Source organism: Streptomyces sp. NPDC050738, assembly GCF_040654175.1.
Taxonomy (GTDB): Bacteria; Actinomycetota; Actinomycetes; order Streptomycetales; family Streptomycetaceae; genus Streptomyces.
In genome coordinates, this window is the sequence record NZ_JBFAHN010000014.1 from 137760 (window position 1) to 164246 (window position 26487).

28 protein-coding genes and 1 riboswitch are annotated in these 26487 nt (G+C 70.8%); of the genes, 13 read left to right on the forward strand and 15 right to left on the reverse strand.

The features are described from left to right. Positions 1-12 precede the first annotated feature (12 nt). A complete protein-coding gene (locus AB0H78_RS29765) occupies positions 13-780 on the forward strand; it encodes a hypothetical protein (RefSeq protein WP_363237739.1) in 768 nt (255 codons plus the stop codon). Here AB0H78_RS29765 and AB0H78_RS29770 read toward each other — a convergent pair. Both AB0H78_RS29770 and AB0H78_RS29775 read right to left on the reverse strand, forming a co-directional pair. Beyond that, positions 701-1867: an FAD-dependent oxidoreductase gene (locus AB0H78_RS29770; protein ID WP_363237810.1), complete on the reverse strand. Its 1167-nt coding sequence runs from the start codon at positions 1865-1867 to the stop codon at positions 701-703. The genes AB0H78_RS29765 and AB0H78_RS29770 overlap by 80 nt on opposite strands. A gap of 67 nt (positions 1868-1934) precedes the next feature. Continuing rightward, on the reverse strand, positions 1935-2288 hold the full coding sequence (locus AB0H78_RS29775) for a hypothetical protein (RefSeq protein ID WP_363237740.1): 354 nt from the start codon (positions 2286-2288) through the stop codon (positions 1935-1937). A 51-nt stretch (positions 2289-2339) separates the two neighbouring features. Continuing rightward, a riboswitch (TPP riboswitch) is annotated at positions 2340-2452 on the forward strand. Here AB0H78_RS29775 and thiO point away from each other — a divergent pair. The 6 genes from thiO (at position 2450) to AB0H78_RS29805 (ending at position 8092) form a co-directional block, all read left to right on the forward strand. Further along, complete coding sequence (thiO, locus tag AB0H78_RS29780; protein ID WP_363237741.1) at positions 2450-3595, forward strand: glycine oxidase ThiO; 1146 nt, start codon at positions 2450-2452, stop codon at positions 3593-3595. It overlaps the preceding riboswitch by 3 nt. Continuing rightward, complete coding sequence (gene thiS / locus AB0H78_RS29785; RefSeq protein ID WP_363237742.1) at positions 3592-3792, forward strand: sulfur carrier protein ThiS; 201 nt, start codon at positions 3592-3594, stop codon at positions 3790-3792. Before thiO ends, thiS begins: the two co-directional genes overlap by 4 nt. A 2-nt stretch (positions 3793-3794) precedes the next feature. Continuing rightward, positions 3795-4589, forward strand: coding sequence for a thiazole synthase (locus AB0H78_RS29790; protein WP_363237743.1), 795 nt, complete (start codon positions 3795-3797; stop codon positions 4587-4589). 97 nt (positions 4590-4686) lie between these two features. Further along, entirely contained in the window at positions 4687-6621 is a 1935-nt protein-coding gene (gene pknB, locus AB0H78_RS29795; protein WP_363237744.1) for a Stk1 family PASTA domain-containing Ser/Thr kinase, read from the forward strand. 8 nt (positions 6622-6629) lie between these two features. Then, entirely contained in the window at positions 6630-7481 is an 852-nt protein-coding gene (locus AB0H78_RS29800; protein WP_363237745.1) for a deoxyribonuclease IV, read from the forward strand. Positions 7482-7552: 71 nt separating this feature from the next. Further along, the gene (locus AB0H78_RS29805) at positions 7553-8092 is read left to right on the forward strand and encodes a DUF4396 domain-containing protein (RefSeq protein ID WP_363237746.1); all 540 of its coding nucleotides are present in this window, start codon (positions 7553-7555) and stop codon (positions 8090-8092) included. Positions 8093-8121: 29 nt separating this feature from the next. Here AB0H78_RS29805 and AB0H78_RS29810 read toward each other — a convergent pair whose 3' ends face one another. Next, on the reverse strand, positions 8122-8721 hold the full coding sequence (locus tag AB0H78_RS29810; RefSeq protein ID WP_363237747.1) for a sulfite oxidase-like oxidoreductase: 600 nt from the start codon (positions 8719-8721) through the stop codon (positions 8122-8124). A gap of 155 nt (positions 8722-8876) precedes the next feature. Here AB0H78_RS29810 and bfr point away from each other — a divergent pair, with 155 nt between their 5' ends. Continuing rightward, on the forward strand, positions 8877-9359 hold the full coding sequence (gene bfr, locus AB0H78_RS29815; protein ID WP_363237748.1) for a bacterioferritin: 483 nt from the start codon (positions 8877-8879) through the stop codon (positions 9357-9359). Positions 9360-9363: 4 nt separating this feature from the next. On the opposite strand, the gene AB0H78_RS29820 is transcribed toward bfr, so the two are convergent. Together AB0H78_RS29820 and AB0H78_RS29825 are read right to left on the reverse strand one after the other, a co-directional pair. Next, on the reverse strand, positions 9364-9633 hold the full coding sequence (locus AB0H78_RS29820) for a (2Fe-2S)-binding protein (RefSeq protein ID WP_363237749.1): 270 nt from the start codon (positions 9631-9633) through the stop codon (positions 9364-9366). A gap of 142 nt (positions 9634-9775) precedes the next feature. Beyond that, a complete protein-coding gene (locus tag AB0H78_RS29825; RefSeq protein ID WP_363237750.1) occupies positions 9776-11107 on the reverse strand; it encodes a class II 3-deoxy-7-phosphoheptulonate synthase in 1332 nt (443 codons plus the stop codon). A 132-nt stretch (positions 11108-11239) separates the two neighbouring features. On the opposite strand from AB0H78_RS29825, the gene AB0H78_RS29830 reads away from it, so the two are divergent. The 3 genes from AB0H78_RS29830 (at position 11240) to AB0H78_RS29840 (ending at position 16134) form a co-directional block, all read left to right on the forward strand. After that, on the forward strand, positions 11240-14062 hold the full coding sequence (locus AB0H78_RS29830; RefSeq protein ID WP_363237751.1) for an N-acetylmuramoyl-L-alanine amidase: 2823 nt from the start codon (positions 11240-11242) through the stop codon (positions 14060-14062). Between the two features lie 47 nt (positions 14063-14109). Continuing rightward, positions 14110-14166 carry a trp operon leader peptide gene (locus AB0H78_RS29835; RefSeq protein WP_123954659.1) on the forward strand — a complete coding sequence of 19 codons (57 nt, stop codon included), beginning with the start codon at positions 14110-14112 and terminating at the stop codon, positions 14164-14166. 102 nt (positions 14167-14268) lie between these two features. After that, entirely contained in the window at positions 14269-16134 is a 1866-nt protein-coding gene (locus AB0H78_RS29840; RefSeq protein WP_363237752.1) for an anthranilate synthase family protein, read from the forward strand. A gap of 4 nt (positions 16135-16138) precedes the next feature. Here the strand turns inward: AB0H78_RS29840 and AB0H78_RS29845 are convergent, their stop codons facing one another. The 5 genes from AB0H78_RS29845 to AB0H78_RS29865 form a co-directional block, all read right to left on the reverse strand. Next, positions 16139-17143: a 2-hydroxyacid dehydrogenase gene (locus AB0H78_RS29845; RefSeq protein ID WP_363237753.1), complete on the reverse strand. Its 1005-nt coding sequence runs from the start codon at positions 17141-17143 to the stop codon at positions 16139-16141. A 67-nt stretch (positions 17144-17210) separates the two neighbouring features. Further along, positions 17211-18239, reverse strand: coding sequence for a 6-phosphofructokinase (locus tag AB0H78_RS29850; protein ID WP_363237754.1), 1029 nt, complete (start codon positions 18237-18239; stop codon positions 17211-17213). A 77-nt stretch (positions 18240-18316) separates the two neighbouring features. Beyond that, positions 18317-18988: a response regulator transcription factor gene (locus tag AB0H78_RS29855; protein ID WP_363237755.1), complete on the reverse strand. Its 672-nt coding sequence runs from the start codon at positions 18986-18988 to the stop codon at positions 18317-18319. Continuing rightward, positions 18985-20184 carry a DUF5931 domain-containing protein gene (locus tag AB0H78_RS29860; protein WP_363237756.1) on the reverse strand — a complete coding sequence of 400 codons (1200 nt, stop codon included), beginning with the start codon at positions 20182-20184 and terminating at the stop codon, positions 18985-18987. Before AB0H78_RS29860 ends, AB0H78_RS29855 begins: the two co-directional genes overlap by 4 nt. A 27-nt stretch (positions 20185-20211) precedes the next feature. After that, complete coding sequence (locus AB0H78_RS29865) at positions 20212-20952, reverse strand: lysophospholipid acyltransferase family protein (RefSeq protein ID WP_363237757.1); 741 nt, start codon at positions 20950-20952, stop codon at positions 20212-20214. Between the two features lie 146 nt (positions 20953-21098). Here AB0H78_RS29865 and AB0H78_RS29870 point away from each other — a divergent pair, with 146 nt between their 5' ends. Both AB0H78_RS29870 and AB0H78_RS29875 read left to right on the forward strand, forming a co-directional pair. Continuing rightward, the gene (locus AB0H78_RS29870) at positions 21099-21878 is read left to right on the forward strand and encodes an alpha/beta fold hydrolase (protein WP_363237758.1); all 780 of its coding nucleotides are present in this window, start codon (positions 21099-21101) and stop codon (positions 21876-21878) included. Then, the gene (locus tag AB0H78_RS29875) at positions 21790-22416 is read left to right on the forward strand and encodes a hypothetical protein (RefSeq protein WP_363237759.1); all 627 of its coding nucleotides are present in this window, start codon (positions 21790-21792) and stop codon (positions 22414-22416) included. Before AB0H78_RS29870 ends, AB0H78_RS29875 begins: the two co-directional genes overlap by 89 nt. 160 nt (positions 22417-22576) lie before the next feature. Here AB0H78_RS29875 and AB0H78_RS29880 read toward each other — a convergent pair whose 3' ends face one another. From AB0H78_RS29880 to AB0H78_RS29900, 5 genes are all read right to left on the reverse strand, one after another. Continuing rightward, positions 22577-23320 (reverse strand): endonuclease/exonuclease/phosphatase family protein, encoded by a 744-nt coding sequence (locus AB0H78_RS29880; protein ID WP_363237760.1) that lies wholly within the window; start codon positions 23318-23320, stop codon positions 22577-22579. A gap of 73 nt (positions 23321-23393) precedes the next feature. Further along, positions 23394-24347: an ROK family glucokinase gene (locus AB0H78_RS29885; protein WP_363237761.1), complete on the reverse strand. Its 954-nt coding sequence runs from the start codon at positions 24345-24347 to the stop codon at positions 23394-23396. Between the two features lie 54 nt (positions 24348-24401). Beyond that, positions 24402-24821 (reverse strand): DUF5304 domain-containing protein, encoded by a 420-nt coding sequence (locus tag AB0H78_RS29890; protein WP_363237762.1) that lies wholly within the window; start codon positions 24819-24821, stop codon positions 24402-24404. 70 nt (positions 24822-24891) lie between these two features. Then, positions 24892-26037, reverse strand: a complete 1146-nt coding sequence (locus AB0H78_RS29895; RefSeq protein WP_363237763.1) for an ArsA-related P-loop ATPase — start codon at positions 26035-26037, stop codon at positions 24892-24894. After that, complete coding sequence (locus AB0H78_RS29900; RefSeq protein ID WP_363237764.1) at positions 26037-26480, reverse strand: SRPBCC family protein; 444 nt, start codon at positions 26478-26480, stop codon at positions 26037-26039. The genes AB0H78_RS29895 and AB0H78_RS29900 overlap by 1 nt, the downstream gene beginning before the upstream one ends. Positions 26481-26487 lie beyond the last annotated feature (7 nt).

Genomic DNA, 26487 nt, shown 5'->3' on the forward strand with positions numbered 1-26487 from the left:
TCGGATCGGGGCATGATCCTGGTCACATCGCGCCCGCTCGACGAGTACTGCGCCCTGTTCGGCCTGACGAGAGCGTCCCTGGCCCGCGCCCTGACCGCGGGGCCTCTGCTCGACTGCCCCGGAGGTGCGGCCGCCCTGGTGGCCGAGGTGCGCGCGCTCGGCGGCCGGGCCGTGGCGGTCGATCCGGTGTACGCGGAGATGGCCGAGGTCCCCGGCCGGGCCCTGAAGGGGCGGGCGGCCATGCAGGCCCAGCTGACCGAGGCGCCCGAGGTCTCGCCGGCGGCGCTGAGCGGCCGCCCCGACGCGTATCTGCGCAGCTGGGACCGGGCCAGGGAGCTGTTCGCCGCAGATGCGGGCCGGCACCCCGGCGACTACGTCGCGGCCCGGCTGCCCCGGCTGCCGTTCGCCGACGGGGTGTTCGCGACGACCCTGAGTTCCTATCTCCTCTTCGCCTATCCGGGGGTCTTCCGGCCCGCCGACCAGCTGGCCGGGCTGCTGGAACTGGTCCGGGTCACCGCCCCAGGCGGCGAGGTGCGCGTCCATCCGCTGCACGACGCGCACGGCCGCCGCAGCCCGCACCTGGACGACCTGCGTTTCGCCCTCGGAAGGCACCGGATCAGCAGTTCGCTGCTGCGCTTCCCCCGGCCGGGGGACGGAAGGACGCGCACCGTTCTCGTACTGCGGCGCCAGGACCGCAGCGCTAGGTCAGCACGGCCGACTTCAGCGGTACGGAAGGATCGGCGGCCCGCGCCGGATCCAGCCCGGCCCCCGAGTCGATGAGCTTGCGCCCCTGCGCCAGGTCGCGCGGCCTGCCCACGGCGAGGACCGCGGCCAGGCGCCCCTCGCGCAGCCAGCACACGGACCAGGAGGGCGAGAGCGGGTCGCCGCGCCACAGCAGGGTGTCGGCGGCGGCGTGGTGGCCGGCGTACTGGACGAAGCGGCCGAACTGCTCGGACCAGAAGTACGGGACCGGGTCGTAGGTCTCCCCGGCCGTCCCGATGATGTTCGCCGCGACCGTGCGCGGCCCCTGCAGCGCGTTGTCCCAGTGGTGGACGAGGAGGCGCTCGCCGTAGCGCCCCGACGGGAAGGAGGCGCAGTCCCCGACGGCGTACACCTCGGGCAGCGAGGACCGCAGCTGCGCGTCGGCGGTGACGGCGCCGTCCGGGCCGAGCGCGATACCGGAGCCCGCGAGCCACCCGGTCGCGGGCCGTGCGCCGATCCCGACGACCACGGCCCCGGCGGACAGCCTGCGGCCGTCCTCCAGCACGACCGTCCCCGGTTCGATCGCCAGGACCCTTGCTCCGGTGAGGAGTTCGACGCCGCTCTCCGCGTACCAGTGGGCCATCGGTGCGGTGATCTCGGCGGGCAGCGCGCCCGCGAGGGGCCGCCCGGCCGCCTCGACCACGGTCACCGTGCAGCCGGCCGCGCGCGCGGCCGTCGCGAACTCCGCGCCGATCCAGCCCGCCCCGACGACGACCACGTCCTGGCGCGCGGCGAGGACCGGCCGCAGCCGTCCGGCGTCGTCGAGCGTACGGAGCAGATGGATGCCAGGGACGCCTTCCGTGCCGGGAAGCGTCAGGGGGTACGCGCCGGTGGCGACGACCAGGGTGTCGTACGGAACGGGGCCGGCCGTGGTGTCCAGCTCGCGCGCCTGCGGGCGCAGGCCTGTGACCTCGCGCCCCAGGAGGAGTTCGACGCCGAGCGCCTCGAAGTCGACGTCGAAGGCGGAGCTTTCCGCCGTCCCGAGGAGAACCGCCTTGGAGAGCGGCGGCCGGTCGTACGGCGGGTGCGGTTCGTCGCCGATCAGCGTGACGGCGCCCCCGAAGCCCTGTTCGCGCAGGGCCACCGCGGTCTGGACGCCCGCCATGCCGGCGCCGACGATGACGACTTTCCTCAGTTCGCTCACCCCGCCACCCTAACTATCTGACGGACCGTCAGGAAAGGGGCTGCTCCACGAGCTGCTCCACCACGCTCGTGCCGCTCCCCTGCTGCGACTCCCACTCCCAGGTCTCCTCGAGACGGATCCGCCCGTCGGGGAGTTCGACGACGACCGACACACAGTGCCCCGAGGCGGTCTGCCCGTCGCGCTTCAACTGGACATAACGGAAGTCGATCCGGTCCCCCGCACGCGTGCCGACGAGCCGTCCGAGCTCCACGTCGCCGCCCTCGTACTCGGCCCAGATCCGGCCGCCCTGCTCGTGATACGTGAAGCGGGTCCTGGTGCCGACCTGCCCGGGGGCCTGGTCGGCGACCGGGCTGAGGACGAGTCCGTCGAGCGACCGTGCCACAGCGACTGCTCCCTTACTGGGGGTTGGGACCGGGGGCTAGGGTGGCCACCGTAAGGCACTCGCGGGAGCCCGGACGCACCGGGCTGAGAGGGAGGCTGGGCGGCCTCCGACCGTACGAACCTGATCCGGGTCATGCCGGCGAAGGGAGGGGCTGGACGCCCATGCATCCACGTAACTCTTCAGATGTTCTCGTGGTCGGAGGCGGGATCATCGGTCTCGTCACGGCCTGGCGGGCGGCGCAGCGCGGGCTGCGGACCGCGCTCGCCGACCCCGAACCCGGCGGCGGTGCCGCGCAGGTCGCGGCGGGCATGCTCGCCGCCGTCACCGAGCTGCACTACGGCGAGGAGACCCTGCTCGCCCTCAACGTGGCCTCCGCCGCACGCTATCCGGCCTTCGCCGCCGAGCTGGAAGAGGCCTCGGGGCGCGACATCGGCTACCGCACCTGCGGCACCCTCGCGGTCGCCCTGGACACCGACGACCGCGCCCACCTGCGCGAACTGCACGCCCTGCAGCGCCGCTCGGGCCTCGAATCGGAGTGGCTCACGGGGCGCGAGTGCCGGCGCCTGGAGCCAATGCTCGCGCCGGGCGTACGTGGGGGCCTGCGGGTCGACGGCGACCACCAGGTCGATCCGCGGCGGCTGACCGCGGCGCTGGTGGTGGCGTGCGAGCGGGCCGGGGTCGTCTTCCACCGCGGTTGGGTGGAGCGGCTCGCTCTCGTACGCGACCGGGCCGCGGGCGCGGTTCTCACCGACGGCACGGAGCTGGCCGCCGACCAGGTGGTGGTGGCCGCGGGCAGCCTCAGCGGGCGGCTCGCGGACGTCGCCGTACGCCCGGTGAAGGGCCAGGTCCTGCGGCTGACGGTGCCGCCCGCGTACGCGCCCTTCCTCTCGCGGACGGTGCGGGCCGTGGTCCGGGGCAGCCACATCTATCTCGTGCCGCGCGAGAACGGCGAGCTCGTCGTCGGCGCGACCAGCGAGGAGCTCGGCTGGGACACCACGGTCACGGCGGGCGGGGTGTACGAGCTGCTGCGCGACGCCCATGAACTCGTCCCCGGCATCACGGAACTCCCCCTCACCGAGACCCGGGCCGGGCTCCGCCCTGGCTCCCCCGACAACGCTCCGCTGCTCGGCCCCACCGAGGTACCTGGGCTGCACCTGGCCACCGGGCACTTCCGCAACGGGGTGCTCCTGACGCCGGTGACCGGCGACGTCATGGCGCATGTGCTGGTCACCGGTGAACTCCCCGAAGAGGCGCGGCCGTTCACGCCCCGGCGCTTCCCCCTCGTACGACAGGAGCAGTCCGTATGAACATCTCGGTCAACGGGGACGCCCGCACCCTCACACCGGGGACCACCCTCGACCTGCTGGTCGCCACGCTCAGCGCGGCACCCTCCGGCGTCGCGGCGGCCGTCAACGAGACGGTCGTACCGCGCGGGCAGTGGCCCGCCACCGCGCTCGGCGACGGCGACCGTGTCGAGATCCTCACCGCAGTCCAGGGGGGCTGACCATGGCCGACGACCAGCTGACCGTCGCGGGCACCGCCTTCACCTCGCGCCTGATCATGGGAACGGGCGGCGCACCCAGCCTGGACGTACTGGAGCGCGCCCTCGTCGCGTCCGGCACCGAGCTGACGACCGTGGCGATGCGGCGCCTGGACCCGACGGTCCAGGGTTCGGTGCTTTCCGTACTGGACCGCCTCTCGATCCGGGTCCTGCCGAACACGGCGGGCTGCTTCACGGCGGGCGAGGCGGTGCTGACCGCGCGCCTCGCCCGTGAGGCGCTGGGCACGGACTGGATCAAGCTGGAGGTGGTCGCGGACGAGCGCACGCTGCTGCCCGACCCGATCGAGCTCCTGGACGCCGCGGAGACCCTCGTGGACGACGGCTTCACGGTCCTTCCGTACACCAACGACGACCCGGTCCTGGCCCGGAAGCTGGAGGACGTCGGCTGCGCGGCGATCATGCCGCTGGGCTCCCCGATCGGCTCGGGGCTCGGCATCCGCAACCCGCACAACTTCCAGCTGATCACCGAACGGGCCGGGGTCCCGGTGATCCTGGACGCGGGCGCGGGCACCGCGTCCGATGTGACGCTCGCCATGGAGCTGGGGTGCGCGGCGGTGATGCTGGCCTCGGCGGTCACGCGGGCCCAGGAGCCGGTGCTGATGGCGGAGGCGATGCGCCACGGGGTGGAGGCGGGCCGGCTCGCGTACCGGGCCGGCCGCATCCCGCGCCGCCATTTCGCGGAGGCGTCGTCCCCTGCGGAGGGGCGGGCGGAGCTGGACCCGGAGCGGCCGGCGTTCTGAGCCCCGGGGCTCCGTCCCTGTCACAGCTCGGCTTCAGTCCGGCACCGACGGCACCTGCCCGGACCAGGGTGTCAGCCCCGCCTCGTAGACTCGCTGCGTGGATACGACCCTTCAGGACCCCCTGGTCGGGCAGCTGCTCGACGGCCGCTACCGGGTGGAGGCGCGCATCGCCGTCGGTGGCATGGCCACGGTCTACCGGGCCGTCGACACCCGCCTCGACCGCGTGCTCGCCCTCAAGGTGATGCACCCGGCCCTCGCCGCCGACGCCGCTTTCGTCGAGCGGTTCATCCGCGAGGCCAAGTCCGTCGCGCGCCTCGCGCACCCCAATGTGGTCGGCGTCTTCGACCAGGGTGCGCAGGGCGCGTACGTCTATCTCGCGATGGAGTACGTCGCCGGGTGCACCCTGCGCGACGTGCTGCGCGAGCGCGGCGCTCTGCAGCCGCGCGCCGCCCTGGACATCCTGGAGCCGGTCCTGGCCGCGCTCGGCGCCGCCCACCGCGCCGGTTTCGTCCACCGCGACATGAAGCCGGAGAACGTCCTGATAGGGGACGACGGCCGGGTCAAGGTCGCCGACTTCGGTCTCGTACTGGCCGTGGACACGGTGACGAGCACCACAGGCACCCTGCTCGGCACGGTCTCCTATCTGGCGCCGGAGCAGATCGAGCACGGTACGGCCGACCCCCGCGCGGACGTCTATGCCTGCGGTGTCGTGCTGTACGAGATGCTGACCGGCGCCAAGCCGCACACCGGCGAGACCCCGGCCCAGGTCCTCTACCGCCACCTGAACGAGGACGTGCCCCCGCCGTCCGCCTCCGTGCCCGGCCTCGCGGCCGCCCTCGACGACCTGGTCGCGGCCGCGACCGCCCGCAATCAGGAGCTCCGCCCGTACGACGCGGTGGCGCTGCTCGGCATGGCCCAGGAAGCCCGCGCCACGCTCTCCGACGATCAGCTGGACGCGGTCCCGCCGCAGGCCAGGACCATCGAGCAGAGCGGCACCGAGGACCGTACGAGCGTGATTCCGCGCGCCCTGCCCCCCGAGGACGCCGTCCACCGCACCAGCCGCCTGGAGATGGCGCCCCTGGCGCCCGACGCACCTCAGCCGCCGTATCCGGCGCACCCCGCGCGGCAGCGGCAGCGGCGCAGCAGACGTGGCCCGATCGCGATCGTCACCGCTGTCGTCCTGCTCGTCCTCGGCCTGGGCGCCGGCGTCTGGTACATCAACTCGGGCCAGTTCACCCGCGTTCCTTCGCTCCTGGGCCAGACCCAGAAGGAAGCCAAGTCGCGGCTCGCCTCGGCCGGGCTCGACGTGAAGAAGGTCGAGCACGACTACAGCGACAGCTACACGCGCGGCACCGTCATGGCCTCCGACCCCGCGTCGGGCAGCCGTATCCGCGACAACGGCGCGGTGGGCCTCACCGTCTCCGACGGCCCCCGGACCGTGACGGTCCCCGACGTCACGGGCAAGTCCCTCGCCGACGCCCGGGCGGAGCTCAAGCGGAAGGGCCTGGCCCCCGGCCTGGTCACCCGGGAGTTCAGCGAGGACGCCGACCAGGGCAGTGTCATCCGTACGGATCCGGCCCCGGGCACCGAGCGCAGGGCGGACTCCGCCGTGGCCCTCACCGTCTCCAAGGGCTCCCCGGTCGAGGTCCCGTCCGTGATCGGTGATGCCGAGGACGACGCCCGCTCCGCCCTCGAGGACGAGGGGTTCAAGGTCGCCATCGCGCCGGAGCAGGTCAACTCCCCCGAGGACGAGGGTTCCGTGGCCACGCAGTCCCCGGACGAGGGCGCGCAGGCGGCGACGGGCGACACCATCACCCTCACCATCTCCAAGGGCCCCAAGGAGATCGAGGTCCCCGACGTCACCGGCGAGAGCATCGACGAGGCGACGAAGGACCTGAAGGCGGCGGGCTTCGAGGTCAAGGTCGACCGCCCCTTCCCCTTCCTCTCCGACACCATCGCGAGCCAGTCCGTCGAGGGCGGCGAGACGGCCCTGCAGGGCGACACCATCACCATCAAGACCAAGGGACTCTGATCCACCTCATGCGCAATCCCATCGGCGGCCATGTCCCCGTGGCCGGCGGCCTCGCCAAGGTCGGCCTTCCGTACGCCCGCGAGCTCGGCGCCGAGACCGTCCAGGTCTTCGTGGCCAACCCGCGCGGCTGGGCCACCCCGGACGGGAACCCGGCCCAGGACGAGCAGTTCAGGTCCGAGTGCGAGGCGGCGGCGATCCCGGCGTACGTCCACGCCCCGTATCTGATCAACTTCGGCTCGCACACCGAGGCGACCGTGGAGAAGTCCGTGGATTCGCTGCGCCACTCGCTGCGCCGCGGCCGCGAGATCGGCGCGCTGGGCGTGGTGGTGCACACCGGTTCGGCGACCGGCGGCCGCCCCCGCGCCGAGGCGCTCGCCCAGGTGCGCACCCATCTGCTGCCCCTGCTCGACGAACTCACCCACGACGACGACCCGGCCCTGCTCCTGGAGTCGACGGCCGGCCAGGGCTCCTCGCTCTGCTCGCGCACCTGGGACTTCGGCCCGTACTTCGAAGCGCTCGACTCGCATCCGAAGCTGGGTGTCTGCCTGGACACCTGCCACATCTTCGCCGCGGGCCACGATCTCGCCGGTCCCGGCGGGATGAAGGAGACCCTCGATCTGCTCGTGGACACGGTCGGCGAGGGCCGTCTCCAGCTGATCCACGCCAATGACTCCAAGGACGTGACCGGGGCGCACAAGGACCGTCACGAGAACATCGGCGCAGGTCACATCGGGGAGGAGCCTTTCCGCGAGCTGCTCTCGCACCCGGCGACCGAGGGCGTTCCGCTGATCATCGAGACCCCCGGCGGCCCGGAGGGACATGCGGCGGACGTGGCGCTGCTGAAGTCGCTGCGCCCTTGAGGGAATACCCCTGGGGGGTATACGGTTCCTGTCATCGACAGGAACCGCTATCCGGCGATGGGGGCCCAGCCATGCAGCACGAGACGCATGCCGAGCACGACCACACAGCGCACGGCGACCACACGGCGCACTCCGACCATTCCGCTCACCAGCACCACGGCGCGGGCACCGGCAAGGTCAGCTGGTCCATGGCCGCCCAGGCCACACTCCACTGCCTCACGGGCTGCGCCATCGGCGAGATCCTCGGCATGGTCATCGGCACCGCGCTCGGCTGGGGCAACATGCCGACGATGATCACCGCGATCGTCCTGGCGTTCTTCTTCGGATACGCCCTGACCCTGCGCTCCGTCACCAAGGCGGGCGTCGACTTCAAGACAGCCTTCAAGGTCGCCCTGGCCGCCGACACCCTCTCGATCGCCGTGATGGAGCTGATCGACAACGGAGTGATCGCCCTGTGGCCCGACGCCATGGACGCCACCCTCGCCGACGCCCTCTTCTGGGGCGCGCTCGCCGCCTCCCTGGCCCTGGCCTTCCTCGTCACCACCCCGGTCAACAAGTGGATGATCGGCCGCGGCAAGGGCCATGCGGTGGTCCACCGGTACCACCACTGATCACGCGGCGGCCACTGGCGGCAGGGCCCCTACAACTCCGGGCCTTCGCCCAGCTCTTCCTGGTACGAGTAGCGCTGCTCGCGCCAGGGGTCGCCGAGGTTGTGGTAGCCCCGCTCCTCCCAGAAGCCCCGGCGGTCCGCCGTCATGTACTCGACGCCGCGGACCCACTTGGGCCCCTTCCAGGCGTACAGATGCGGGACCACCAGGCGCAGCGGGAAGCCGTGCTCCGCGGTGAGCAGGTCACCGGCCTTGTGGGTGGCGAAGAGCGTGCGCTCCGCGGTGAAGTCCTCGAGCCGCATATTGGCGCTGTAGCCGTACTCGGCCCAGACCATGACATGCGTGACATCGGGCGCCGGCGGTGCGAGCTCGGTGAGCGTACGGGCGAGCACGCCGCCCCATTCGGCTCCCAGCATCGAGAATTTCGTGACGCAGTGCAGATCGGCGACGACCGAGGAGAACGGCAGCGCCGAGAACTCCTCGTGGTTCCAGCAGTGTTTGTCGCCGTCGGCGGTGGCCCCGAAGACCCGGAATTCCCAGCGCTCGGGCTTGAACTTCGGCACGGGCCCGTAGTGCGTCACCGGCCAGCCACGCTGCAGCCGTTGTCCCGGCGGAAGCTCGGACTGATCCATGCCTCCATGGTGACAGACAGCACGGGGTGGTCATGACCAGCCACCCTTGGGATCCGGGCAACTCCGACTAAGCGTGTACTTACTGGACGGCCCAGGAGCGCGATGCAAGGATGCGCGAAACCTGCCTGGTTCACCGTTTGGAAGGAGCCTCTGCGATGCAGGGCGACACCGAGGTCATCGAGTTCCTCAACGAGCAGCTGACCGCCGAACTCACCGCCATCAACCAGTACTTCCTGCACGCGAAGATGCAGGAGAACTTCGGCTGGACGAAGCTCGCGGCGTACACCCGTTCCGAGTCGATCGACGAGATGAAGCACGCGGAGGTGCTCACCGACCGGATCCTCTTCCTGGACGGCCTGCCGAACTACCAGCGGCTCTTCCATGTACGGGTCGGCCAGACGGTCACCGAGATGTTCCAGGCCGACCGCCAGGTCGAGCTGGAGGCCATCGACCGCCTCAAGCGCGGCATCGAGGTCATGCGGGGCAAGGGCGACATCACGTCGGCGAACATCTTCGAGTCGATCCTCGCGGACGAGGAGCACCACATCGACTATCTCGACACCCAGCTGGAGCTGGTGGAGAAGCTCGGAGAGCCGCTCTACATCGCGCAGCTGATCGAGCAGCCGAGCGGCGCGTAGGCGCTCAGGCGGCTTCGGGAAGGTCCAGGCGCTCCGGCTCGGCCGCCAGTTCCTGCGCTGCCGCCAGGGCCGGTACACCCTGGTCGATGAGCTCGCGCTGCGGGCAGGCGCCCCGGCCGAGGAGGGCCTGGATCCGTCGTACGCAGCCGCCGCAGTCGGTGCCGGCCTTGCAGGCGGAGGCTATCTGCCGCGGGGTGCAGGCACCCGCGTCCGCGTGCTGCTTGACCTGCTTCTCGGTGACGCCGAAGCACGAGCAGACGTACACGCGGTTCACCTCCCGACGGGATCGATAAGTAACGCCCGTCCCGATTAATCGGTGAGGCTAACCTAACCTTACCCGCCGCGTGCGAGACGTAAAAGGGCCGTGGGGTCCGGATCGATGTGATCCGCGCCCCACGGCCCTTGTCGCGTGATTCCTACTGGTCGCGGTACATCTCGGCGACCAGGAACGCCAGGTCCAGGGACTGGCTGCGGTTGAGGCGCGGGTCGCAGGCCGTCTCGTAGCGCTGGTGGAGGTCGTCGACGAAGATCTCGTCGCCGCCGCCCACGCACTCGGTGACGTCGTCACCGGTGAGCTCGACGTGGATGCCGCCCGGGTGCGTACCCAGACCCTTGTGGACCTCGAAGAAGCCCTTGACCTCGTCGAGCACGTCGTCGAAGCGGCGGGTCTTGTGGCCCGAGGCGGCCTCGAAGGTGTTGCCGTGCATCGGGTCGGTGACCCAGACGACCTGGGCACCGGACGCGGTGACCTTCTCGACCAGGTTCGGCAGCTTGTCGCGGACCTTGTCTGCGCCCATGCGGACGATGAAGGTCAGGCGGCCGGGCTCGCGGTCGGGGTCGAGGCGCTCGATGTAGGTGAGCGCGTCCTCCGGGGTGGTGGTCGGGCCGAGCTTCACACCGATCGGGTTGCGGATCTGGGCCGCGAACTCGATGTGCGCGTGGTCCAGCTGCCGGGTGCGCTCGCCGACCCAGACCATGTGGCCGGAGGTGTCGTAGAGCTTGCCCGTACGCGAATCGGTGCGGGTCAGCGCCGATTCGTAGTCGAGCAGCAGCGCCTCGTGCGAGGCGTAGAACTCGACCGCCTTGAACTCGGCCGGGTCGGTGCCGCAGGCCTTCATGAAGTTCAGCGCGTTGTCGATCTCGCGGGCCAGCTGCTCGTAGCGCTGCCCGGAGGGGGACGACTTCACGAAGTCCTGGTTCCAGGCGTGCACCTGGCGCAGGTCGGCGTAACCGCCGGTGGTGAAGGCGCGCACCAGGTTGAGCGTGGAGGCGGAGGCGTTGTACATCCGCTTGAGGCGCTCGGGGTCCGGGATACGGGACTTCTCGTCGAAGCCGAAGCCGTTGACGGAGTCGCCGCGGTAGGTGGGCAGCGTCACGCCGTCGCGGGTCTCGGTGCCCTTGGAGCGCGGCTTGGAGTACTGCCCGGCGATGCGGCCGACCTTGACCACCGGCACGGAGGCCGCGTAGGTCAGGACGGCGCTCATCTGGAGCAGGGTCTTGAGCTTGGCACGGATGTGGTCTGCGGATACGGCGTCGAAGGCCTCGGCGCAGTCGCCGCCCTGCAGAAGGAACGCCTCGCCCTTGGCGACGGCTCCCAGTCGGGCACGCAGCTGGTCGCACTCGCCCGCGAAGACGAGCGGCGGATACGACTCGAGGTCCGCGATCACATCGCGCAGAGCCTCGGCATCGGGGTACTCGGGCTGCTGCGCCGCGGGAAGGTCTCGCCAGGTGTTTACGTTCACGGTCACGCGCTCCACATTACGGGGTCGCGTCCACTGCTTTTCGCCGTGCTCAGTGGCTGAGACGCCCACCTGTCACTCCGGTAACTGCTACTCTCACGCGGTTTTCACGAGTGATTCAGGCGATCGGTGGGGTGCGTGTTGAACCGAAGACACAGAAGAGACCGCAAGAAGCAGTTCGTTGCGTACGGCGTCGCCGCGGCCCTGGTGGCCGCCGGCGCGATCACGACCGTGGCCGTCGCCTCGCCGGAGTCGCCGTCCGACGGGAAGCCGGCCGCCCCCGCGTCGCTGCAGGCGCAGTTCGCGGACGCCGCGAAGGAGTACGACGTACCGCAGAGCGTGCTCATGGCGGTCTCGTACCGGCAGACGCTCTGGGAGACGCACGACGGGCTGCCGAGCACGACCGGCGCCTACAACGTCATGGGCCTGACCCGGGTGATCCCGCAGGACGTGGAGCAGCCGAGCACCGACGACCGGCTCTCGCACCTCAACATGAGCGGCGACCCGACCGTCACGAAGCATTTCAACGCCAAGCGCGCGCTGCAGGCCGCACCGGCGACGGTCGACACCTCGGACCCCCGGCTGCACACCCTCGAAAAGGCCGCCAAGCTGATCGACGCCCCGGCGGACTCGCTGAAGACGGACTCCGCACGGTCCATCCGCGCGGGCGCGGCGCTGCTCGCCGAGTACCAGCGCGAATCCGGCGCCTCTCTGTCGCAGGACGCGGGCAAGTGGTATCCGGCCGTCGCCCGTTACAGCCAGTCGCCCGACGCCAAGGGCGCCCAGCTCTTCGCGACGCGCGTCTTCGACTCGATCAGGACCGGCGAGAGCCGGCTGACCGCCGACGGCCAGCGGCTGACGCTCGCCGCCGAGCCCTCGGTGACCCCGGTCAAGCCCTCGAAGCTGCCCCTCGCGGCGACGTACGCGAGCACGGCCGCGGCGCCCGCACCTGAGTGCCCGACCACGCTGAACTGCAACTTCGTCCCGGCCGGCTACGGCGCCAACGGCGCTCCTGACGACTACGGCAACTACAACGTCGCCAACCGCCCCGCCAACGGCGCGGACATCCGCCAGATCGTCATCCACGACACCGAGGGCAGCTACGCCGGAGCCCTCGCGACCTTCCAGAACAAGGCCACCTACACGTCCACCCACTACCTGATCCGGGCCTCCGACGGCCTGGTCACGCAGATGGTGCAGACGAAGGACGAGGCCTGGCACGCGGCCAACAAGACCGTGAACATGCACGCCATCGGCATCGAGCACGAGGGCTACGCCATCAAGGCGGGCAGCTGGTACACCGAGCCGCAGTACGAGTCCTCGGCGACCCTGGTGAAGTACCTGGCGGCCAAGTTCTCCATCCCGCTGGACCGCGAGCACATCATCGGCCACGACGAGGTGCCCGGTCCTCTGGACGCCAATGTCGGCGGCCAGCACTGGGACCCGGGCCCCTTCTGGGACTGGAACCACTACATGACGCTGGTCGGTGCCCCCACGGGCGCCAGCGGCGCCGGCGGCCCGCTCAAGGCAGGTGAACTGGTCCGCTACGTACCGCCGTTCACCAGCGCCAACCAGCCCAAGCTGACCTACGGCGGCAAGGCCGTCGCCACCCAGCCCGCCAACTTCGGCTACCTGTACGCGACTCCGTCGACCAGCGGCAAGCCGCTCACCGACGCGTACCTGGGCACGCAGACGTCCACCGACGCCCCCAACTGGTCCAACAAGCTGGTCGCGGGCGGTTCCTACGTCGTCGCCGAGGCCCAGGACAACTGGACCGCCGTCTGGTACGGCGGCCAGAAGGCCTGGTTCTCCAACCCGGGCGGCCAGTTCACGGCCCCCGTCGGCAAGACCTCCCAGACGGTGATCACGGCCAAGGCCGGGGCCACGTCCATCCCGGTCTACGGTCGCGCGTACCCCGAGGACGCCGCGTACGCGGGCACCAACGTCCCCGTCCAGACCAGCAACTCCGCCTCGCTGACCAAGTACACGATCCCGGCCGGCCAGAAGTACGCACTCGCCGGTGCGCCCGTGACCGGCGACTACTACTTCGGCGGGACCGCGGACGGCACGGGCGTCGGATCGCGGACCCTGGTCAAGGGCACCAACTCCTTCTACCCGATCCGCTACAACCACCGCATCGCCTGGCTGAAGGCCTCCGATGTGCAGCAGGTGGCGAGCACCGTCCCGGACGCGGGCACCACCCGCTACAACATCCTGGCGCGGGACACCTCGGGCGTCGTATGGCAGTACCAGGGCACCGGCAACGCCGCCTCGCCGTACTACACGCGCTTCCGCGTCGGCGGCGGCTGGCAGGGCTTCGACGCCATCTCCCCCATGACGGCGCTGCGCGCGGACGGCACCGGCGACATGGTGGCCCGCGACACGACCGGGACCGGGGTGCTCTGGTACTACCGGGGCAGCGGGAACCCGTCCTCGCCGTTCCTCTCCCGCCTGAAGGTGGGCTCGGGCTGGGGGGCGTACAGCAGCCTGGTCGGCATCCGTGACGTCACCGGCGACGGGAAGGCGGACATGCTGGCCAGGGACACCACCGGTGTCTTCTGGTTCTACGCGGGCACCGGCACCCCCTCCGCCCCGTTCGAGCCGCGGGTGCGGGTCGGCAGCGGCTGGAACGCCTACAACGCGATGGTCGCCACCGGGGACATCACCGGCGACGGCAAGCCCGACATGGTCGCCCGCGACTCCACGGGCGTGCTCTGGCTCTACCAGGGCGCCAACAGCACCACGGCGCCCTTCGAGCCGCGCGTGAGGATCGGCTCGGGCTGGTCCGCCTACAACAGCCTCGTAGGCGTGAGCGACCTCTCCGGCGACGGAAAGCCCGACATGATCGCCCGCGATGCCAGTGGCGGTCTGTGGCTCTACAAGGGCGTCTACAGCACCACCGCGCCCTTCGCCCCGCGGGTGCAGGTAGGCACCGGCTGGGGTTCGTACAACCTGCTGTTCTGATCCACACAGCGCCACACGGCGCGGACGGATGCGCTAGGGTCGGGCCCATGTTCACGCAGACGACCCAGAATTGGTGGTGGACCGCTCATCCGGCGGCCCACTGACTGCGCGTACACACCGTTCGCGAAGGCCGCCCCCAGAGGGCGGCCTTTTCCGTTTCCGCGGGCCGTTCCTCTCCACTGGATTCTCTGGAAGGAACCGCACCCATGAACACCTCTCCGATCATCGAGAAGCTCCTCGGCGCCGACTGCCCGCCCTTCGCCCTGCTGCGCCGCCGCACCCCGGGCCGCGACCACGACCTCGTGGAGGTCCTGATCGGCGACGTCCGCGAGGCCGAGCGCCTCGCGGACATCCCGGACCGCGCGCTCGCCCTCGTACCGTTCCGGCAGATCAGGGAGCGCGGCTTCGATGTGCGCGACGACGGGACGCCGCTGTCCGTGCTGGTCCCCGAGGAGACGTACGAGCTCCCCCTCGACGAGGTGCTCGCCCGGCTCCCCGCGCACGACGTACGGGTGGAGGGCGGTGCCTTCGACGTCGGCGACGAGGAGTACGCGGGCATCGTCGGGCGGGTCATCGAGGACGAGATCGGCCGGGGCGAGGGCGCCAACTTCGTCATCAGGCGTACGTACACGGGCGAGATCCCCGGCTTCGGCAGAGCCGACGCGCTCGCGCTCTTCCGGCGGCTGCTCACCGGCGAGCAGGGCGCGTACTGGACCTTCGTCGTGCACACCGGGGAGCGGACGCTGGTCGGCGCGAGCCCCGAGGTGCATGTGCGGATGTCCGGCGGGACGGTCGTCATGAACCCCATCAGCGGCACCTTCCGCTACCCGCCCGAGGGGCCGAGCGCCGAGGCGCTGCTCGACTTCCTGGGTGACCGCAAGGAGACCGAGGAGCTCTCCATGGTGGTCGACGAGGAGCTGAAGATGATGTGCACGGTGGGCGACAAGGGCGGGGTGGTGATCGGGCCGCGGCTCAAGGAGATGGCCCATCTCGCGCACACCGAGTACGAGTTGAGGGGGCGCAGCTCCCTGGACGTGCGCGAGGTGCTGAAGGAGACGATGTTCGCGGCGACCGTCACCGGGTCCCCGGTGCAGAACGCCTGCCGGGTCATCGAACGCCATGAGATCGGCGGGCGCGGCTACTACGCGGGCGCGCTGGCGCTGATCGGGCGGGACGCGGGCGGCGCCCAGACCCTGGACTCGCCGATCCTGATCCGTACCGCCGACATCGACCACGAGGGCCGGCTGCGGGTCCCGGTCGGCGCGACGCTCGTACGGCACTCGGATCCGGCGGGCGAGGTCGCCGAGACGCACGCCAAGGCGGCCGGTGTGCTGGCGGCTCTGGGTGTACGTCCCGGGCGCCCGGCCGCCGAGGCCGAGCGCCCCCGGCTCGCGGACGATCCGCGGGTGCAGGCGGCGCTGGCTGCCCGGCGGGCGGATCTGGCGCCGTTCTGGCTGCGGATGCAGGAGGCGGCGGCCGAGCTGACCGGGCACGCGCTGGTGGTGGACGCGGAGGACACCTTCACCTCGATGCTGGCGCATCTGCTGCGCGGCTCCGGCCTTGAGGTGACGGTACGGCGCTACGACGAGCCCGGGCTGCGCGATGCGGTCCGCGCCCACGAGGGGCCCGTGGTGCTCGGCCCCGGCCCCGGGAATCCGGCGGACGCGACCGACCCGAAGATGCGCTTCCTGCGCGAGCTGGCGGCCGACCTGCTCCGGGAGCACCGGGGCGGACTGCTCGGCGTCTGCCTCGGCCATGAGCTGATCGCGGCGGAGCTGGGGCTGGAACTCGTACGCAAGGACGTGCCGTTCCAGGGCGCGCAGGAGCGGATCGACTTCTTCGGGCGCGAGGAGGCGGTCGGCTTCTACAACAGCTTCACGGCCCGCTGCGACGAGCAGACGGTGGCCGAACTGGCGCTGCACCGCGTCGAGTTGAGCCGGGATGCGGCGAGCGGCGACATCCATGCGCTGCGCGGGCCCGGGTTCGCCGGCGTGCAGTTCCACCCGGAGTCGGTGCTGACCCTGGACGGGGCCGCGATCACCGCGACGCTGCTCGCGGGGGTCCTCGTATAGCCGGTCAGTCCTGCGGCGCGGCGGGGACCAGGACATTCTCGCTGCGCCGGCCGGCCTCGAAGTCCTGGACGTTCTGGACGGTGGCCTCGATGATCTGGCCCAGTGCGTCGACCGTGTAGTAGGCCTGGTGCGAGGTGACCAGCACGTTCGGGAAGGTGACGAGCCGGGCGAGGGTGTCGTCCTCGACGACCTCCAGGGACTTGTCGAGGTAGAAGAGACCGGCCTCGGCCTCGTACACATCGAGCCCCACACCCGCGAAACGCCCCTGGCGCAGCTCGTGGACCAGCGCCTCGCTGTCGATGAGCCCGCCGCGGCTGGAGTTGATGAGGATCGCGTCGTCCTTCATGGAGCGCAGGGCGGCGGAGTTGATGATGTGGTGCGTCGAGGGCAGCAGCGGGACGTGCAGGGTGATCACGTCGGACTCGACGAGGAGTTCGTCCTTCTCGACGTACTTCATGCCGAGCTCCACGCAGGCCGGGTTCGGTGCGACGTCCCAGCCGAGCAGGTTCATGCCGAAGCCGTGGGCGATTCGGGTGAACGCTTCGCCGATCTTGCCGGTGCCGAGCACGCCGACCGTACGGCCGCGCATGTCGCGCCCCATCAGCCCGTCGAGCCGGAAGTCGAAGTCGCGGGTGCGGGCCGATGCGCGGACGATGCGGCGGTTGACCGCCATGGCGAGGGTCCAGGCGAATTCGGCGACCGAGTACGGCGAGTAGTACGAGACCCGGGCGACGGTGAGGCCCAGCTCCTTGGCGACGTCGAGGTCGATGTTGTTGAAGCCGGTGGAACGCTGGGCGATCAGCTTGGTGCCGCCCGCCGCCAGGATGCGCAGGACGCGGGCGTCCAGGATGCCGTTGACGCTGGAGCTGACGACCTGGTGTCCGGCGGCGAGGGGCGCGGTGTCCTCGTTGAGGAAGGTGTCCAGGCAGTGGATCGGGTAGCGGCCTTCGAAGGCCGCTTCGATCAGCGGCTTCTCATCGGCCTGCACACCGAATGCAATGATTTCCACGCTGACTCCCGGAACGTACGACTATGGGCCGGATATCGCGAATATACGGCCCATAGCCCGGCCCCGCTCAGCCGAAGAAGACGCTCACCTCGCTGTACAGCGAGGGATCCACCGTCTTGAGCCGCGCGGTCGCCTCCGCGATGGGGACGCGCAGGATGTCCGTGCCGCGCAGCGCGACCATCCGGCCGAAGTCGCCGTCGCGCACCGCCTCGATCGCATGGAGCCCGAAGCGGGTCGCCAGCCAGCGATCGAAGGCGCTGGGGGTGCCGCCGCGCTGGACATGGCCGAGGACGGTCGTACGGGCCTCCTTGCCGGTCCGCTTCTCGATCTCCTTGGCCAGCCACTCGCCGACACCGGAGAGCCGGACATGCCCGAAGGAGTCGAGGGTGCCGTCCTTGAGGACCGCGTCGCCGTCCTTGGGCATGGCGCCCTCGGCGACGACGACGATCGGGGCGTACGAAGCCTTGAAGCGGGAGGTCACCCAGGCGCAGACCTGGTCGAGGTCGAAGCGCTGCTCGGGGATGAGGATGACGTTGGCGCCGCCCGCGAGCCCGGAGTGCAGCGCGATCCAGCCGGCGTGGCGGCCCATGACCTCGACGACCAGGACGCGCATGTGGGATTCGGCGGTGGTGTGGAGGCGGTCGATGGCCTCGGTGGCGATGCCGACGGCGGTGTCGAAGCCGAAGGTGTAGTCCGTGCCCGAGAGATCGTTGTCGATGGTCTTGGGGACGCCGACGCAGGGGATGCCGTACTCGTCGTTCAGCCGGGCGGCCACGCCCAGGGTGTCCTCCCCGCCGATCACGATCAGCGAGTCGACCTCGTACTTGGCGAGGTTCTCCTTGACGCGGCGGATGCCGTTCTCCGCCTTGAGCGGGTTGGTGCGCGAGGACCCGAGGATGGTGCCGCCGCGCGGCAGGATGCCGCGCACCGCCGGGATGTCGAGCCGGACGGTGGCGCCTTCCAGGGGGCCCCGCCAGCCGTCCTTGAACCCGGTGAAGTCGTAGCCGTACTCCTGCACGCCCTTGCGGACGATGCCTCGGATGACCGCGTTGAGACCGGGGCAGTCGCCGCCTCCGGTCAGGACTCCGACCCGCATGGAACCACGTCCCTTCACTGTGGAAGATGTCGTGCGTCCCAAGCTACGGGTGAGGTGACCCACGTCACTAGAGAGCGTCAGGCATCGTCCAGACCGCGCTCTATCGCATAGCGGACGAGCTCCACGCGGTTGTGCAACTGAAGCTTGCCCAGGGTGTTCTGGACGTGGTTCTGCACCGTGCGGTGGGAGATGACGAGGCGCTCGGCGATCTGCTTGTAGCTCAGCCCCTTGGCGACCAGGCGCAGCACCTCGGTCTCGCGGTCGGTGAGCTGCGGGACCTTGGGTTCGTCGGCGCCCGCGGGCGCCGGGTCGGAGGCCAGCCGGCGGTACTCGCCGAGCACCAGGCCCGCGAGGCCGGGGGTGAAGACGGGGTCGCCGACGGCGGTCCTCCGGACGGCGTCGGTCAGCTCCTCGGTGCTGGCCGACTTCAGCAGATAGCCCGTCGCCCCGGATTTCACCGCTTCCAGTACGTCGGCGTGCTCACCGCTCGCGGAGAGCACCAGCACGCGCAGCCCCGGATCGGTGGAGACGAGCTCCTTGCAGACCTGGACGCCGGGCATGCCGGGCAGATTCAGGTCCAGGACCAGGACGTCGGGATCGACGGCCGTCGCCCTGCGGACCGCCTGCGGTCCGTCCCCCGCCGTGGCGACCACGTCGAAGCCCGCCGCCGCCAGGTCGCGGGCGACCGCGTCCCGCCACATCGGGTGGTCGTCGACCACCATCACCTTGATCGTCTGCTGCTCGGTCATCTTCCCTGTCCTGCCTTCCCCCGTGGAACCTTCAGTTCTACTTCCGTGCCCTGCCCCGGAACCGAGATCAGTTCGGCCGTGCCGCCCAGATCCCGCAACCGCCCCCGGATCGACTGGGCGACGCCCAGCCGTCCTTCGCCCTCGGCCACCGCGAGCCGCCCTGCCGGGATGCCCGGGCCGTCGTCCCGTACGGTCACGATCACCTCGTCCGGTTCGTCCTCGACCAGGATCCAGGCCTGGGCGTCCTCGCCCGCGTGCCTGCGGACATTGTCCAGGGCGGCACTGACAGCGGACGCCAGCTCCATCGCGGCGGCGGCAGGAAGCATCACCGGGGCACCCGGGTCCGAGAGGGTGATCCGCGACCCCGCGTGCGGAGCGAGCAGCGTCCGTACGTCGCACGGGCCTGCCGCCTCGGCCCCCGGGCCGGACTCCTCGCGCGGCGGCCCGCCCTGGGCGGGCAGAAGACCGCTGGAGACCAGGGTCCGCAGGGCGACCTCCTGCTCCCCCGCCATCCGGCCGAGCTCCGCCGCCTCGCCGCCCAGCGCGTTCCCGCGGCGCTGCACCATGGCAAGGACCTGCAGGACACCGTCGTGGATGTCCCGGGCGAGGCGCTCGCGCTCACGCGTCGCCGCCTCGATCTCCAGGGCGCGGGCGAGGGTGCGCTCGGAGGCGCGGGCGACCTCGACGATGTAGCCGATCGCGATGGAGGCGATCCACACCAGCAGGATGTTGTGCAGGGTGTCCTGGGTGGGCCGGCCGCGCTCGACGATATTGGCGACGGCGACCAGCGAGGAGGCGAATCCCGCCCACCGCCAGCCGCCCTTGATCGCGAAGGCGATGACGGAGCCCGCGGTCCATATGGACGGCAGCGTCGGACCGCCCTCCACGATGCGTTGGTGGGCATCGGTGATGGGGGTCAGCAGGATGCCGACGAGCGCGACCGTCAGGTCGGCGGTGAGGAAGCGTTTGGTGCAGCTGACGGCGTTGGCGACCCTGGGGAGCGTGGCCAGGGTCCAGACGGCGAGCACGGAGAGATAGCCGACGGCTATCCAGGGGCGTACGAACTTCTCCCAGGCCGAGCCGAACAGCACGATCGCGTACACCATGGTCAGCACGCGGTAGCCGGTCAGAGCACGCCACAGCGGCTGCTCGACCGACATCCGTATGACGCGGTCGCTCTTCTCGCGTCTGGTCATCTCCCCCACCCCCATGGGCTGTTGCCCCTAAGCCTTGCCGGCCTTTTCGGCCTTCGCCGCCTTCTCGGCCTTCTCCGCCTTCGCCGCGTCCGCGATCTGGCGCTTGGCCGCGGTCGCGTAGATGTCGACGTACTCCTGGCCGGAGAGCTTCATGATCTCGTACATGACCTCGTCGGTCACCGAACGCAGGATGAAGCGGTCGTTCTCCATGCCGTGGTACCGGCTGAAGTCCAGCGGCTTGCCGATCTTGATGCCCGGCCTCATCAGCTTGGGCATCACCTGTCCCGGCGGCTGGATCTTCTCGGTGTCGATCATCGCGACCGGGATGACGGGCGCCCCCGTGGCCAGTGCCACGCGCGCCAGGCCACCGGGCTTGCCCCGGTAGAGGCGGCCGTCGGGCGAGCGCGTGCCCTCCGGGTAGATACCGAAGAGGCCGCCGCCCTCGATGACGTTGATGCCGGCCTTGATCGCCGCCTCACCCGCACCGCGACCGCCCGAGCGGTCCACCGGCAGCTGGCCGACGCCCTTGAAGAAGGCCGCGGTCAGCTTGCCCTTCACCCCGGGCGAAGTGAAGTACTCCGCCTTCGCGATGAAGGTGACCTTGCGGTCCAGGACCGCGGGCAGGAAGAAGGAGTCCGAGAAGGACAGGTGGTTGCTCGCCAGGATCGCAGGCCCCTCGACGGGAATGTTCTCGATCCCCTCCACCCAGGGCCTGAAAGCCAGCTTCAGGGATCCCCCGATGGAGAACTTCATTGCGCCGTAGATCAACTCGGGTTCCTCCTGTATATGCCCGCCCCGACCCTATCCCGTGGGCGGCCCGCGCTCTCTTTCCGAGCGGACGACGGCCCTGGTCGGTGTCGGTCCGGTCGCGTACGGTGAGTAGAACTTCCCCATCACACACGCAGGAGGCCCTGGTGCCGGTCCTTCCTGGAGCCGAGCCCTACCGCCACGAGGGCGGCGAGGTCGGCGTCCTCCTCTGTCACGGCTTCACCGGTTCCCCCCAGTCGCTGCGCCCCTGGGCGGAGTATCTGGCGGAGCGCGGCCTGACCGTCTCGCTGCCGCTGCTGCCCGGTCACGGCACCCGCTGGCAGGACATGCAGCTCACCGGCTGGCAGGACTGGTACGCGGAGGTCGACCGCGAGCTGCGCGCTCTGCTGGAGCGGTGCACCACGGTCTTCGTCTTCGGCCTCTCCATGGGCGGCACCCTCACGCTGCGGCTCGCCGCCAAACACGGGGACGCGGTCGCCGGCCTGGTCCTCGTCAACCCGGCGAACAAGGTGCACGGCCTGGCGGCGCAGGCGCTGCCTGTGGTCCGGCATCTGGTCCGCTCCACGCCCGGTATCGCCAGCGACATCGCCCTCGAAGGCTCGGAGGAGGTCGGTTACGACCGGGTGCCGCTGCACGCGGCCCACTCCTTCCGTAACTTCTGCAAGCTGGTCGACCGCGACCTTCCACAGGTCACCCAGCCTGTGGTGCTGCTGCACAGCCCGCAGGACCATGTGGTGCCGCCGGTCGACTCGGCGCGCATCCTGGGCCGGATCTCGTCGACCGATGTCGAGGAGATCCTGCTGGAACAGAGCTACCACGTCGCGACGTTGGACCACGATGCGGAGCGGATTTTCGAGAAGAGTTACGCGTTCATCGGCCGCCTCGCTCCGAGTGTCGGGAAGAAGGGGAGCACCACAGGTGGCTGAGAACGACGCTGAGCGCGAGCCGCAGCCGATCGACGAGGAAGCGGTCTGGGCGGCGATTGTCGCGGGGTACGGCGAGGAGCCGAAGGACCCCACGGGCACCAAGCCGTTCAAGTCGGTGGAAGACCTCGCCCTCCTGGAGGACGACGTCAACGAGACGCCTTCTCCCGCCACGAAGCCGGAGAAGCCCGAGAAGCCGGCGTTGGGCAGCTCGGTGGTCTTCGCCCCCGGGGTCGGCGGCCCGCGTGACTTCAGCGTGGCCGAGCCCAAGGACGACGACCTCGACGACAGCGACGAGGGCCACTTCGTCCCGCCGGACCCGGAGCTCCCGGAGGCCGATGTCACCTCCAAGTTCGCCTGGCTGGCCGTGGTCGGCGGTCCCGTGCTGCTGCTCCTGGCCGTACTCCTCGGCTGGGAGATGACGTGGTGGCTCACGCTGCTCGGGGTCGGCGGCTTCCTCGGCGGGTTCGGGACGCTGGTGGCGCGGATGAAGCACGATGACGAGGACGGGGACGATCCGGGGCGCGGCGCGGTGGTCTGAGGCCGGGGGGGCTCCCGGTAAGCGGGGGCTGCGCCCCCTGCACCCCCGATCGCGGCCCTTCGGCCGCTCGTCCTCAATCGCCGGACGGGCTGATTTTTGCTGGACTTCGTTCGCACCCCTCCGGCGATCGAGGAGCGGGGGCACGGGGGCAGAGCCCCCGTCACGCCGCCGGCACCCGCACCGCCGCCAGCACCGGCAGGTGATCCGTCGCCGCGCGCAGATCAGCGTCCGAGATCCCCAACGGCACCCCGCAGCCCAGCACTTCGACCCCCGGCGTCGCGAACAACGCGTCGATACGCTGCCGCGGCGCCGCGGCCGGAGACGTGTGCTCGCCACCCCACGGCTTCGCCGCCCAGCAGTCCTGCATCCGTTCCGCCAGCCGCCGGAAGCTCCGCCCCCCAGGGCCTTCGTTCAGGTCGCCGCCCGCGATCGCGTACGGGACGTCCATCGCCTCCAGTCGCTCGAGCAGCAGCCCGGCCTGGGCGTACCGCTCGTCGCTCCGCAGGCTCAAGTGGCAGCTGAGCAGCCCGATCCGGGCGGCCCCGATCCGTACGACAGCGGTCGCGAACCCGCGCTGGTGCAGTCCGGGCGTACGCGGCAGCAGTACGTCCTCCGTACGCTCCACCGTGGCCCGCAGCGAACACAGCAGCAGCGGCCCCGAAGCGGTCGCCCCGCCGCCGAGCACCACCAGGTCGGTCTGCGAGGCCAGCCAGGCCGCCCGCTTGCGCCAGCGGAAGAAGCGCGGCGCCTCCTGGATCAGGACCAGATCGGGCTCGCAGGCACGGATCACCCGTACCAGCGCCTCGCGGTCGTCGCGCATCGAGCGGATGTTGTAGCTGAGCACCCGGATCACGGCCGAACCGTCCGGCTCGGTGCGGGAGTTGGGAAGTTCGGTGATCACCATGGGCGCCACGATACGACGATGCCCGCCGGGTCCCCAGGGGGCACGGCGGGCAGAGTCGCAAGCGGTCGTGCGGTCACATGACGGGGTCGGGCTCCCGCGCCAGGTCGGCCGCTCCGACCAGTCCGGCCTTGTTGCCGAGCTGGGCGGCGATCACGTCGGCCACCGGGCGCCAGTTGCCGCCCACCAGCCAGCGCTTGTACGACTTGCGGATCGGGTCGAGGACCAGTTCGCCCTCGTCCGAGAGACCGCCGCCGACGATGAACGCCGACGGGTCGAAGAGCGAGGCCAGGTCGGCGAGACCGGCACCGGCCCAGCGGGCCAGCTCGCGGTAGGAGTCGACGGCGACCAGGTCGCCCTGGCGCGCGGCCATCGAGATGTGCTTGCCCTCAATGCCCTCGGGGGTGCCGTCGCCCAGCGAGAGCAGGTACTCGGCGTTCTCCGGGGTGGCGTTGGCGCGCTGCATCGCGTACCGGACGAGCGCCCGGCCCGAGGCGTACTGCTCCCAGCAGCCCTGGCTCCCGCAGCCGCAGAGCAGACCGTCGGGGACCATCCGGATGTGGCCGAACTCGGCGGCGACGCCGAAGTGGCCGCGGCGCAGCTTGTTGCCGATGATGATGCCGCCACCGAGACCGGTGCCGAGCGTGATGCAGATGACGTTGCGGTGGCCCTTGCCGGCACCGAACTTGTACTCGCCCCAGGCGGCCGCGTTCGCGTCGTTCTCGACGACGACCGGCAGCCCCACGCGCTCCTCGACCTTGGCCTTCAGCGGCTCCTGCCGCCAGTCGATGTTCGGCGCGAAGTACACGGTGGAACGCTGACGGTTGACGTATCCCGCGGCGCCGATACCCACGCCGACGATCTCGTGCCCGGCCCTGGCGCCTTCCACGGCCGATGCGATCGCGTCCACGATGGACGGCGCCGTGCTGGGCGTCGGCACCTTGAATGTCGAGAGGATGTTGCCTTCCTCATCGACCACTCCGGCCGCGATCTTCGTGCCGCCGATATCGACGCCGATGGTGAGTCCCATTAGTCCCTCAGTTTTCGGTCGAGCCCCGCTACGCCCAACCATACCCAAGGGGTGTCAGTCGAGGTCGATGTGCTCGGCTGCGCCGCTGTCGCCTTCGTCCTTCTTGGGGTCGTTCGTCCAGCGCTTCTCGTGGTTCTCCACCGCCGAGCGATAGGCCGCGAGGAGTTCGCCGCCGGCCGCCGCGAGGTGGTCGAAGACGTCGGGGTTGCGCTCGATGACGGGCTCGACCGCGGCCTTGGCCTGATTGAGCACCTGCTGCACGGCGCCCTGCGCGGCCATTCCGGGCAGCGAGGACTGGAAGGAGGTGACCTTGTCGGCGACGGCGTCGAGCAGTTTGCGCAGCTCTTCGGCGGCCGATCCGGGCGGCGTGCCGTACTGCGTACGGCGCCGGGCCTTCTCGGCGGCCAGGTCCTCCGCGCACGCCTTCTCCCAGGCGTCCGAGTCGGTGGCGGGACGCTCGGTGTCTTCGCTCATGACGGACTCCTGCGGAGGGACGGGGGCTCTGGTGCCTGCACTCGACGTTACCCGAATGGGCGTACGGCGTTCACCGTGTCTGCGGCCACAGAGCGGGATCCGGCGTGAACCGTACGCTCAGCACCCCGTCCGAGAGCCCCGCGCCCGACACCGTGCAGCGGCGCAGCGCGGAGGGCAGGGGGACGATTCTGCGGAACGGGCCGACGGTGAGCAGGAGTTCGTCCCCGCGCCGGACCAGACCGAGGTCGTCCTTGGACGCTCCGGGCAGCGGCAGCCGCCATACGAGCACCCCGCCGCCTTCGCCGTCCTCGCCGCGCCGGTCCTCGACCGTCCAGCCGGGGCCCGCCGCGATCGGTGCGTCAGGGCGCCCGATGAGGTGCAGGTCGTCGGCGGAGCGCGGGTCGCGGCCGAGGTGCGGGAGTTCGGTGACGTCGCCGAAGTCGGCGTACATCGCCTTCAGGTGTTCCTGCTGCTGGGCTGCGAGCGCGGACAGCCAGGGGTCGGGCGATTCCGTGGGCAGCAGCCGGTTGGCGGTGACCATGTCGAGGGTGTGGCCGTGCAGCGCGAGACCGAGCCTGGCGCTGCGCAGCGCCTCGGTGGCGGCGGGCCCCGGCTCCGCGACGAGCCGTACGACGGTGCCGGGGTCGTCTGTCACGGCCTGTACGGCGGCCAGTTGGAGCTGCCAGCGCGCCGCGGTCTCGTACAGCCACTGCGCCGGCATCGGTACGCCGGCGAGCTGCGCCAGCATCGGCCGCAGCGCCCTGGCCGCCTGGCGCTCGGGCGGGACGAGGCGGCGCAGATAGCGGCGCAGCTGCTCGGGCAGGGCCAGTACGGCGAGGGCCTGCGCTGTCGGCGGCATGTCGACGACGACCAGGTCGCTCTCGCCTGCGGACGCCTCCAGCAGGGCACTGAGCAGCGCGAACTGCTCGGCTCCCGGCAGTTCGGTCAGCTCGCCCTCGTCGAGGCGGTCCGCACCGAGCAGGTCGAGCGCGACGGCGGAGCGCTCCTGGAGCGCCATCAGTTCACTGCGGAAATGGGCCCCGGAGTCGATCCGCGAGACGGTCAGCCCCGGTTCGCCGAAGACCGGCGGCGCGCCGTCGGTCAGCAGCAGCACCCGCCGGCCGCCACGGGCGGCCGCGAGCGCGGTCGCCGCCGCGACGGTCGTACGGCCACTGCCGCCCGAGCCGGTGACGAGGACCGTGGAGGGGCCGGACATCAGGCCTCTCGCTCGCTCTCCACACGCTTCTTCAGACCCGCCAGGGCGCGGTCGATGATGACCTTCTCCGCCTTGCGCTTGATCATGCCGAGCATCGGGATCTTGACGTCGACGGTCAGCTGGTAGGTGACCTCGGTGCCCTCGCCCTTGGAGCTGAGCCGGTACGAACCGTCGAGTGAGCGCAGCATCTGCGACTTGACCAGCGTCCAGCTGACCTCGTTCTCGCCGGTCCAGGTGTACGCGAGGGTGTGGTCGTCCTTGATCGCCCCGGCGTCGAGGACGAGGCGCACCTTCTCGGCGCGCCCCTTGTCGTCGCTGGTGAGGACCTCGGCCTCCTTGACCTCGCCGGTCCACTCCGGGTAGCGGGCGAAGTCCGCGATCACCCCCATGACGTCGGCCGGTGCAGCCTCGATCGTGATGCTCGAGCTGGTGTGTTCAGCCATCGCGGTG